This is a genomic window from Aeromonas sp. D3 (assembly GCF_027705025.1).
In the GTDB taxonomy this organism is placed as follows: Bacteria; Pseudomonadota; Gammaproteobacteria; order Enterobacterales; family Aeromonadaceae; genus Aeromonas; species Aeromonas salmonicida.
On record NZ_JAPDBE010000026.1, the window covers coordinates 59179 to 69405 of the forward strand.

The 10227-nt window shown below is 57.4% G+C and carries 10 protein-coding genes; 6 read left to right on the forward strand and 4 right to left on the reverse strand.

Annotation, left to right across the window (positions count from 1 at the left end; all coding sequences use genetic code 11):
• Positions 1-146 precede the first annotated feature (146 nt).
• Positions 147-557, forward strand: a complete 411-nt coding sequence (locus OKC28_RS15190) for a CBS domain-containing protein (protein ID WP_265421966.1) — start codon at positions 147-149, stop codon at positions 555-557.
• Positions 558-634: 77 nt separating this feature from the next.
• Here the strand turns inward: OKC28_RS15190 and OKC28_RS15195 are convergent, their stop codons facing one another.
• Positions 635-1090 carry an NfeD family protein gene (locus OKC28_RS15195; protein WP_005318764.1) on the reverse strand — a complete coding sequence of 152 codons (456 nt, stop codon included), beginning with the start codon at positions 1088-1090 and terminating at the stop codon, positions 635-637.
• On the reverse strand, positions 1087-2010 hold the full coding sequence (locus tag OKC28_RS15200) for an SPFH domain-containing protein (protein ID WP_005318765.1): 924 nt from the start codon (positions 2008-2010) through the stop codon (positions 1087-1089). The genes OKC28_RS15195 and OKC28_RS15200 overlap by 4 nt, the downstream gene beginning before the upstream one ends.
• A 197-nt stretch (positions 2011-2207) precedes the next feature.
• Between OKC28_RS15200 and cysG the strand changes: the two genes are divergently transcribed.
• From cysG to cysC, 5 genes are all read left to right on the forward strand, one after another.
• Positions 2208-3620 (forward strand): siroheme synthase CysG, encoded by a 1413-nt coding sequence (gene cysG / locus OKC28_RS15205; RefSeq protein WP_270690110.1) that lies wholly within the window; start codon positions 2208-2210, stop codon positions 3618-3620.
• A gap of 80 nt (positions 3621-3700) precedes the next feature.
• Positions 3701-4645 carry a sulfate adenylyltransferase subunit CysD gene (gene cysD, locus OKC28_RS15210; protein ID WP_257982474.1) on the forward strand — a complete coding sequence of 315 codons (945 nt, stop codon included), beginning with the start codon at positions 3701-3703 and terminating at the stop codon, positions 4643-4645.
• An 11-nt stretch (positions 4646-4656) separates the two neighbouring features.
• Complete coding sequence (gene cysN / locus OKC28_RS15215) at positions 4657-6072, forward strand: sulfate adenylyltransferase subunit CysN (protein WP_265434353.1); 1416 nt, start codon at positions 4657-4659, stop codon at positions 6070-6072.
• A 4-nt stretch (positions 6073-6076) separates the two neighbouring features.
• Positions 6077-7801, forward strand: coding sequence for an SLC13 family permease (locus tag OKC28_RS15220; RefSeq protein WP_256687315.1), 1725 nt, complete (start codon positions 6077-6079; stop codon positions 7799-7801).
• A gap of 157 nt (positions 7802-7958) precedes the next feature.
• A complete protein-coding gene (gene cysC / locus OKC28_RS15225) occupies positions 7959-8552 on the forward strand; it encodes an adenylyl-sulfate kinase (RefSeq protein ID WP_270690114.1) in 594 nt (197 codons plus the stop codon).
• Between the two features lie 157 nt (positions 8553-8709).
• Here cysC and OKC28_RS15230 read toward each other — a convergent pair whose 3' ends face one another.
• Together OKC28_RS15230 and OKC28_RS15235 are read right to left on the reverse strand one after the other, a co-directional pair.
• The gene (locus tag OKC28_RS15230; protein ID WP_256687319.1) at positions 8710-9312 is read right to left on the reverse strand and encodes a cold shock domain-containing protein; all 603 of its coding nucleotides are present in this window, start codon (positions 9310-9312) and stop codon (positions 8710-8712) included.
• A gap of 142 nt (positions 9313-9454) precedes the next feature.
• Entirely contained in the window at positions 9455-10102 is a 648-nt protein-coding gene (locus OKC28_RS15235) for a hypothetical protein (protein WP_270690116.1), read from the reverse strand.
• Positions 10103-10227 lie beyond the last annotated feature (125 nt).

Here is a 10227-nt window from a genome sequence, read left to right on the forward strand (position 1 = left end):
TCTGCTTGCTCAAAATGGAGGAGAAAATCTGGCGCGGATCTTACGTGAAATGGCGCAGATTTGCACTTGGGCTAAGGACGGGCGACTGGCTGGCGTGGTAAAAAGATGCCATAACAGAGAAACCAGTTGGGTTACGGGAGGTTAGCATGCTTATCAAGGACATCATGACGACCCGGGTCGCCACTGTCTCCATGGACGATCGGCTCAGTGTCATCAAGGATATCTTCGAGCAGGCCCGCTTTCGCCATCTGCTGGTGCTGGAAGAGGATCAACTGGTGGGAGTCATCTCGGACAGGGATCTGTTCCGCGCCATCAGCCCCTATCTGGGCTCCGAGGCCGAGATGAGCCGCGACACCGAGACCCTCAACCGGCGGGCTCACCAGATCATGAGTCGCCAGCCCGTCACCATTGCCTCCCACCTGCCGGTCCGTGACGGCGTCAAGCTGATGCTGAAGAAGGGGGTCTCCTGCCTGCCGGTGCTGGAAAATGGCGCCCTGGTCGGCATCATCAGCTGGAAGGATCTGCTGCGCGCTGCCCTCGAGGATGATGGCTTCTAACCCGCTGCGTTACTTCATGAAAAAGGGCTCCGTGGAGCCCTTTTTGGTGTGGTGAAGCCAGTGTTCGCTCGCCGGGGTCAGGGCAAGGGTTCCACCAGCAGGATATGGGAATCCGTCCCGACCACCTTGACCCGGCTGCCGGCGGTGAGCGGCATCTGGCTGCGCACCGTCCAGACGGTGTCATCCAGATGGACCCGGCTCAGCCCCTGCACCACGTCATCCAGCAGCACCAGCTCCCGGCCCACATAACCCTGCATTCGTTCATTGATGGGGGCGGCCGCATCACGGCCCGACCGATCGCGCTTGTGCTGCCAGCGCCACCAGGCCCAGGTAGTGAGCAGGGATTGCACCGCAAACAACAGCAGTTGCGCCTGCCAGCCGAAGGGCCACAGCAACAGCAGCAGTCCCACTTCCAGCGCGGCTATGCCGGTCCAGAGCAGAAAGCCAACCGACCCCAGCACTTCTATGGCCAAGAGGATGAAACCCAGCCCCAGCCAGTGCCAGTGGGTCAGCCCCTCGAGCAGGGCTGTCATGACTTGTTACCCTTGCCATCTTTGTTGAACATCTCGGCCATGCCGGCTATCGAGCCGATCAGGCTGCCCGCTTCCAGCGGCATCATGATGATCTTGCTGTTGGGGCCTTCACCGATACGTGCCAGGGCTTCCGTGTACTTCTGGGCCACGAAGTAGTTGATGGCCTGCATATCCCCCTCGGCAATGGCCTTGGAGACCATATGAGTCGCCTTGGCTTCCGCCTCGGCAGCCCGCTCCCGCGCTTCGGCGGCGAGGAAGGCGGCCTGACGCTCACCCTCGGCCTTGAGGATCTGGGACTGCTTCTCCCCCTCGGCTTTGAGGATTTTGGATTGACGCACCCCTTCGGCTTCCAGTACTTCGGCCCGTTTCTGGCGCTCGGCCTTCATCTGGGCGTTCATGGCTTCCACCAGTGCCAGCGGCGGACGGACATCCTTGATCTCGATCCGGGTCACCTTGATGCCCCAGGGGGCGGTGGCGGCATCCATGGTGCGCAGCAGCTTCTCGTTGATGGTGTCGCGCTGGGAGAGCATCTCGTCCAGCTCCATGGCGCCCAGCACTGTCCGCATATTGGTCATGGTGAGATTGCGAATGGCGCTGGTGAGATCGTTGACCTCGTAGGCGGCTTTGCGGGCATCCACCACCTGCACGAAGCTGATGGCGTCTATGGTGACGTTGGCGTTGTCGCGGGAGATCACCTCTTGCGCCGGTATGTCCAGCACCTGCTCCATCATGATGATCTTGTGACCGACTCTATCCACATAGGGGATAAGCAGGTTGAGGCCGGGAGAGAGAGTGCGGGTGTAGCGGCCGAAGCGCTCCACTGTCCAGTTGTAGCCTTGCGGCACTATCTTGATGCCGGCACCCAGGGTGACGATCACCAGGAACACGAAGATCCCTAGCACAATCAATGACTCATTCATTATCTAGCTCCTTATGAAACACATTCACTAGCCTATGGCCTTGCGCCGAGCACCACAAGGATGATCGTCCGCCTTTGTCATCATATGGCTTTGCTAATTACTAAAATGCATTAAAAAGCATTTTTTATTATTTTGAGGGATAAGCAGCCCTGCCTATAGTCGCCCCATATTAGTCGTGTTCCGAGGGATGGGCCGAAATGGATTATTTACCTATGTTTACCAGGTTGGAAGGCCGCCCCGTCTTGCTGGTAGGCGGGGGCGAGGTGGCCCTGCGCAAGGCGCGTCTGCTGCTGGCGGCAGGCGCAAGGCTGACCCTGGTCTCCCCCGAGATTGAACCCGAATTCGCCGAATTTGCCGGCCGTTTTACCCATCTGGTCGAGCGCTTCACCCCGGCGCACCTGGCCGGTCAGCTGCTGGTGGTGGCCGCCACCGACAATCTCGAAGTCAACGCGCTTGTCTATCAAAGCGCCAACCAGCTGGGTCTGTTCGTCAATGTGGTGGATGACCCCAAACGTTCCAGTTTCATCTTTCCCTCCATCATAGATCGCTCGCCCCTGATGGTCGCCGTTTCCAGCGGTGGCAAGGCCCCCGTCCTTGTGCGCCTGTTGCGCGAGCGACTCGAGAGTCTGCTGCCCCGCCATCTGGGGGGGCTCACCGAGCTCTCAGGTCGGGTGCGTGACAAGGCCAAGCAGGTGCTCTCATCCATTTCTGATCGCCGCCGCTTCTGGGAGCGGGCGTTTGCCTCCAACACTCTGGCCGGGCTTATCGAAAAGCAGGATTGGCAGAGTGCCGAAACCTGGCTCAATGACGGGCTCGACAAGGCCCAGAGCGAGGTGGGCGAGGTGGTGCTGGTCGGTGCGGGCCCAGGCGATCCGGGTCTGTTGACCCTCAAGGCGCTGCAACAAATTCAGCAGGCGGAAGTGGTGCTCTATGACCAGCTGGTCTCTCCGGAGATCCTGGATCTGGTGCGCCGCGATGCCACCCTGGTCTCGGTCGGCAAGAAGGCCGGTGCCCACAGCGTGCCCCAGGAAGCGACCAACCGCCTCTTGGTGGAGTACGCCAGGGCGGGTAACCGTGTGGTGCGCCTCAAGGGCGGTGATCCCTTCATGTTTGGCCGTGGCGGCGAGGAGCTGGAGGTGCTGGCGGCAGAGGGGATACCCTTCTCCGTGGTGCCCGGCATCACGGCCGCCGCTGGCGCCACCGCTTATGCCGGTATCCCGCTTACCCACCGCGACCACGCCCAGAGTGCTGTCTTCATCACGGGCCACTGCCAGAAAGAGGGCAAGGAGCCTGACTGGCAGCAGCTCGCCATGACCCAGCAGACCCTGGTTATCTACATGGGGCTGATGCGCTCCGAACATATTCAGCAGCAACTGGTGAGCCACGGCCGCAGCAGCCAAACCCCCATCGCCATCATAGAGCGGGGCACCACGGCCCGTCAGCGCGTGCTGACCGGCACCCTGGCTGAGTTGGCTGTGCTGGCCCAGCAGGCAGTGAGCCCGTCCCTCATCGTCATCGGTGAAGTGGTGGCCTTGCGCGAGCGGCTGGCCTGGTTCGGCGAGGGACAGCCTGAGGGCGCCTGTGACCTCAAGCTGGTCAACCTGGCCTGAGTCCCACTCCTGAATGTTGTGACCATGAATCGATTTGACGGTGCTGCGACAGCGGCACCGACCTGAACCCGAATCGCGCCCTGACCCGGCGCGTTAGCCAGACCAGAGGACCCGACATGGACCGTGAAAGATTGACACACCTGCAGCAACTGGAGGCAGAGAGCATCCATATCATCCGCGAGGTGGCTGCCGAATTTGAAAACCCGGTGATGATGTACTCCATCGGCAAGGACTCCTCCGTCATGCTGCACCTGGCCCGCAAGGCCTTCTATCCGGGCAAGATCCCCTTCCCCTTGCTGCACGTCGACACCGACTGGAAGTTCAAGGAGATGATTAAGTTTCGCGACGAGACTGCCAAAAAGTACGGGCTGGATCTCATCGTCCACAAGAACCCGGATGGCCTCGCCATGGGGATCAACCCCTTCGTGCACGGCAGCGGCAAGCACACCGACATCATGAAGACAGAAGGGCTCAAGCAGGCGCTCAACCAGCACGGCTTCGATGCGGCCTTCGGCGGTGCCCGTCGTGACGAGGAGAAGTCCCGTGCCAAGGAGCGGGTCTACTCCTTCCGTGACAAGTCTCACCGCTGGGACCCGAAGAACCAGAGACCCGAGCTGTGGCGTGTCTACAACAGCCAGGTCAACAAGGGGGAGAGCATTCGGGTGTTCCCGCTCTCCAACTGGACCGAGCTGGATATTTGGCAATACATCTATCTCGAGAACATCGACATAGTGCCGCTCTACTTCGCGGCAGTGCGCCCAGTCGTTGAGCGCAATGGCATCAAGATCATGGTGGATGACGAGCGCATGCCCATCGGCCCTGAAGATGAAGTGAAGCAGGAGCTGGTGCGCTTCCGTACCCTCGGCTGCTACCCGCTGACCGGGGCCATCGAATCCGATGCCACCACGCTGCCGGAGATCATCGAAGAGATGCTGCTCACCACTTCGAGCGAGCGGCAGGGACGGCTGATTGACCACGATCAGGCAGGCTCCATGGAGCAGAAGAAGCGTCAGGGATATTTCTAAGGAATCGCATCATGAACAACCATATTCAGACCGCCATCAGCGAACAGGGCATTGAAGCCTACCTGCACGCCCAGCAGCACAAGAGCCTGCTGCGTTTTCTCACCTGCGGCAGCGTGGACGACGGCAAGAGCACCTTGATCGGTCGCCTGCTGCATGACTCCCAGCAGATCTATGAAGATCAGCTCAAAGCGCTGGAGTCCGACAGCCAGAAGCTTGGTACCACAGGCGAGAAGCTGGATCTGGCGCTGCTGGTGGACGGCCTGCAGGCCGAGCGCGAGCAGGGCATCACCATAGACGTGGCCTACCGCTATTTTTCGACGGCGAAACGCAAATTTATCATCTCGGATACCCCGGGCCACGAGCAGTACACCCGCAACATGGCGACCGGCGCCTCCACCTGCGATCTGGCCATCATTCTGATCGATGCCCGCAAGGGCGTGCTGGATCAGACCCGTCGTCACAGCTTTATCGCCAGCCTGCTCGGCATCAAGCAGTTCGTGGTCGCGGTCAACAAGATGGATCTGGTGGAGTTCAGCCAGGAGGTGTTCGATCGCATCAGTGCCGATTACCGCGAATTCGCCAAAAAGCTCAACGTCGACACCATACAGATAGTGCCTGTCTCGGCGCTGGACGGCGACAACGTGGTCAACCAAAGCGACAAGCTGGCCTGGTATCAGGGTGAGACTCTGCTTTCACTGCTGGAGTCTGCCGACGTTGAGCGTGAGCTGGAGCGCCATCCGGTCCGTCTGCCGGTGCAGTACGTGAACCGCCCGAACCTGGATTTTCGCGGCTTTGCGGGTACGCTCGCGGCCGGTATTTTGCGCGTCGGTGACAAGCTGGCGGTGCTGCCGTCCGGCAAAGAGAGCACTGTCACCCGCATCGTGACCTTCGACGGGGATCTGGAGTACGCCCTGCCGGGTCAGGCCATCACTGTGACTTTTGCCGATGAAATCGACATCAGCCGCGGCGATCTGCTGGTGGATGCGGCAAAAAAGCCCCAGGTGACCCAGAACCTGCTGGCCCACATCGTCTGGATGGGGGAGGAGTCCCTGCAACCGGGCCGGGTCTATGACGTCAAGCTGGCCACCAAGAAGACCCGTGGTCAGGTGGAGGTCATCCGTCATCGCATCGAAATCAACAAGCTGGACGAGCTGGAGGCGAGCGAACTGCATCTTAACGAAATCGGTCTGTGCGAAGTGAGCCTGACCGACCCTGTGGCATTTGATCCATACACGGATATCCGCGATACCGGCAGCTTCATCCTGATCGACCGGTTGACCAACGTCACCGTCGGGGCGGGCATGATAGTGGAAGGCCTGGCCGCGAAAGCAGTGGCAGGGCAATACAGCGAGTTTGAAATCGAGCTCAACGCCCTGGTACGCAAGCACTTCCCGCACTGGCAAGCACTCGCCATCGGCAAGGAGTAACCCCATGACCTGGCAACAATCCCTGGTGCTGGGTCTGCTGGCTGCCCTCGTCGCCCTGCTGATCCAGGGCAAACTCCGCCCGGCGCTGCTCTTCTCGGGCGCCGTGCTCATCACCTATTTGAGTGGACTGGCGGACATCAACGCCGTGGCGGCGGGTTACACCAACAGCGCCCTGCTGACCCTGGTGCTGTTGCTGCTGGTATCGCTGGCAGTGGAAAAAACCCGCATCATGAGCTGGTTCGCCAATCTGGTGGGTTCGGGCTCATTCAACAAGGTATTGATCAAGCTGTGGTTTTCCACTGCTTTTCTGTCGGCCTTCGTCAACAACACCGCCGTGGTAGCGTCCATGCTGGGGGCGATCAAACGCAATCCCAATCATGCGCCCTCCCGGCTGCTGCTGCCCATGTGCTTCGCCGCCACCTTTGGCGGCGTGCTGACCCTGATCGGCACCTCCACCAATCTGATCGTCAACAGCTTTCTCGAGAAGATGGGCGCCGAGCCACTGGGCATGTTCGATTTCTTTATGGTGGGGGGCGGCACCCTGCTGACCGGTCTGGCGGCCGTGCTGCTGTTTGCCCGCTATCTGCCGGAGCAGGATACCGAGATGAGCCGGGAGTCCGGCTATTTTCTCGAGGCCAAGGTAGGCGCCGGTTCGCCGCTGGCGGGGCGCAGCGTCAAGGAGAACGGCCTGCGCAGTCTGAAAAGCCTCTATCTGGCGGAAGTAATTCGCGGTGACCAGGTGATCTGCCCGGTACAGCCGGAACACGAGCTGCACGAAGGGGATGTGCTGCTGTTTTGCGGCGAGGTGGAGAGTGTCGGCGTGTTGCAGGAGATGAAGGGGCTGGATCTCTACGGTCAGCATCGTCTCAACGGCCAGCATCTGGTGGAGGTGATCGTCAGCCACAGCTCGCGACTGGTGGGGCAATCCATCAAGGATGCCGAGTTTCGTACCCACTTCGATGCAGTGGTACTGGCGGTGCGCAGGGGCGAGACCCAGCTTACCGGTGGCCTCGGCCAGATTGAGCTGCACGCAGGCGATACCCTGCTGCTGGCCCCGGGTCCCAAGTTTGCCAGCAACAAGTCCCTGTCGCGTGAGTTTGTGGTGGTGAGCGGGCTTGAGGCATCCACCCGCCTCGATGGCAAGCGCAGCGCCGCCGTGGTACTGGGCTTTCTCGGCGTGCTGGCGCTGTCGGTGTTTGAGCTGGTACCGCTGTTCAAGGGGCTGCTCATGATGCTGGTGGCGTTGCTGTTCTCCCGCATCCTGACCCTGGACGAGATCCGCCGCCGCTTTCCGCTGGATATCTGGCTGGTGGTGGGCGGGGCGCTCGCCATCGCCGATCAGCTTGAGAAGAGCGGTCTGGCCAGGGTGATTGCCGACTGGTTGATGGGGGAGTTCAACGGTTCCAGCCCCATCATCGCCTTTATCGGCATCTACCTGTTTACCCTGGTACTGACCGAGCTGATGAGCAACAACGCTGCCGCTGCGCTTGCCTTCCCCATGGGTTACCAGCTGGCGCTCAGCATGGACGTCTCGACCATGCCGTTTATTCTGGCGGTGCTGTTTGGCGCAAGTTCTAGCTTTATCCTGCCCTACGGCTATCAGACCAACCTGATGGTCTATGCGGCGGGCAACTACAAGATGCCGGATTACCTCAAGCTGGCGCTGCCTGTCTCGCTGGCATACAGCCTGGGGGTGATTATCATGGTGCCCCTGCTGTTTCCGTTCTGAGGCGTGATGGCGGGTGATAAAGGCCGGGTCATTCGTCGTGATTCAAGGGGTTGAGATGAGCAATCATGGCCATGGCACCGGCAAGCCATCTATTGATGGGCAGGGAGTCAGGGACAGTTTCAGCGTGGCAGCGTCAATGCCAAACAAGGAGTTTTAGATGAGCAATATAGTGTGGCACCAGCATGCTGTCAGCAAACAGAGCCGTTCTGAATTGAAGGGACAGAAGCCCCTGGTGATCTGGTTCACCGGGCTCTCCGGGGCGGGAAAATCCACCCTGGCGGGGGCGCTGGAACAGGCGCTGGCTGCCGAGGGCAAGCACACCTACCTGCTGGATGGGGACAATGTGCGCCACGGCCTGTGCGGCGATCTCGGCTTCGATGACGCCGCGCGGCAGGAGAACATCCGCCGGGTCGGCGAAGTGGCCAAACTCATGGTGGATGCGGGCCTTATCGTGCTCACCGCCTTTATCTCGCCATTTCGTGCCGAGCGTGAGCTGGTGCGCAACCTCTTGTGCGCCGACGAGTTTGTCGAGGTCTTTGTCGATGTGCCGCTCGCCGTCTGTGAAGAGCGCGATCCCAAGGGGCTCTATAAAAAAGCGCGAGCGGGTGAAATCCGCAACTTTACCGGTATCGATTCGGCCTACGAGGCCCCAGAGCAGCCGGAAATCCATCTGCTGAACGCCGGTAAATCGGTGGAAGCGCTGGTGGATGAGCTATTGACTGCACTGCGCCAAAGAGGGTCAATAGGCTGAGGTCGATTTCACGCACCAAATATTGATAAACAAGGGGGCGTTTGCCCCTTTGTTTAAATCCTGCAAACTATTCTACTTATTATCCGTGGCTAACTGCTTAATGCGGCGTGTTATATGATGCTCAAAAGGTGATATTTCCTCTGACTAACGCTTCGCCTCAGCGGCGTACGCCTTTGGCGCATCCGCTGGAGGCGTTTGTTATACGCTGTACTGCAAAGTTTAGGACTGCCCGTACTTGGCCTGATAAAGTAGGTTTAGTTATTAACCAGTTAGCTATTGCTGGTGATGTTTTGTAATAGGTCTTCACAAAGGCTCTGCCCGCGATACTTTTTAATAACGTGTTGTCTCGATATCTGCGCAACTCTCTTACTTGGTAACACGAAGGATCGCCATAAACAGCAGTAGCAATGAAGCAATTACTGAATGTTTTTACTATTGCAGCACAATAGGGGCAAACCGACTTTTCTGGGCTGCCTCGATAAGTAATGATTCTAGGAACAATTTTTTTACCACAACTTGGGCAGTTGATTCTGTCATCAGTAGGCCGAGTATTTTGCGAAGGCGCTTTCGCAGTAATTGTGACATTGATTGCTCTTGGGCCTTTATTACCGGGTTTTGACTCAAACTGAACCGAATCACCATTTGATGGCAATGATGCGCCATTGATGCTCTGAACATTGAAGTAATGATCTTCTCTGCCCTCAGACGTAATGAAGCCGTAACCCTTCTCTGAGCTGAACCATTTTACAGTGCCTTGCACGACATCTCCTTTTTCTTATTGCACATAACGCCCGCTTAAGGGGCAGGCAACGCTACTACTAACTTTCCGCATAACTCCGTAACCACAAAAACCAACGCATAATAAAAATGCCACGCGTTGGCTGTCCCTCTTGAAGCGTTTGTTAGCTGTTTTCTTTTTCTACAAGTTCTTTGAACCTTTGCAAGATATCTTCGACCATATTGACGTACTTGTGCAGTGTTTCTACTAACTCTTCATCTCGATCTATCACATCTTCGTCTAGACACAGTTTTAATGATGGATTGAATGATTGCCCAATTCTTACATTTCCAGCAGGAGGTAAACTCATTAATATCATTCCATCTCGGATTGGACCACAATGTAAATTTTGAATTGTTAGCATTGGTCCTGAAGCTCCACTCATTTGAAAGTTTTTTATCCCTGCGTAGTGTGCGACTGGGACGAGTGATTTATGTTTGTCGGTAATATCAAGGTCATGTAGTGAGCGAAGTAATTTATTGCCACCCGTATAAGGTTGTAACTCTCTAACAATATCAACAACACCCTGGCCGGCTTTGTCAATACGTCTCTTCTTAATCATTTCCTCAAGACCGTTAGAGTCATTTCCAAAAGGAAAGTATACATTTTTAGCATCCTGACCTGCATGCTCGACCAATTCCGTAGCGAGTAGGTCTAAAGATGCTCTCAAATTATGGATTACATCCCCGATTATTGCTGCAAAGATTATTGGAATGTCGTATTTTACTCGAAGTGTCCAAAGATGATTAGTACTACCATCCTCACTTTCCACAACAACTTTAAGTGGCTTTGATTTTATATAATCAATTATCTGATTTTCTAGGGAAGGTGCGAATAAGCGGGGAAATTCTTCTCGGCTGACTCAGTCATTTCATTTCTTCATGTTTGAGCCGATTT

Excerpts from the sequence above, each read along its gene's own strand:
- OKC28_RS15200 (WP_005318765.1), bottom strand. The coding sequence starts at position 2,010 with ATGAATGAGTCATTGATTGTGCTAGGGATCTTCGTGTTCCTGGTGATC.
- OKC28_RS15195 (WP_005318764.1), bottom strand. The coding sequence starts at position 1,090 with ATGACAGCCCTGCTCGAGGGGCTGACCCACTGGCACTGGCTGGGGCTG.
- OKC28_RS15220 (WP_256687315.1), top strand. The coding sequence starts at position 6,077 with ATGACCTGGCAACAATCCCTGGTGCTGGGTCTGCTGGCTGCCCTCGTC.
- OKC28_RS15190 (WP_265421966.1), top strand. The coding sequence starts at position 147 with ATGCTTATCAAGGACATCATGACGACCCGGGTCGCCACTGTCTCCATG.
- cysN (WP_265434353.1), top strand. The coding sequence starts at position 4,657 with ATGAACAACCATATTCAGACCGCCATCAGCGAACAGGGCATTGAAGCC.
- cysG (WP_270690110.1), top strand. The coding sequence starts at position 2,208 with ATGGATTATTTACCTATGTTTACCAGGTTGGAAGGCCGCCCCGTCTTG.
- cysC (WP_270690114.1), top strand. The coding sequence starts at position 7,959 with ATGAGCAATATAGTGTGGCACCAGCATGCTGTCAGCAAACAGAGCCGT.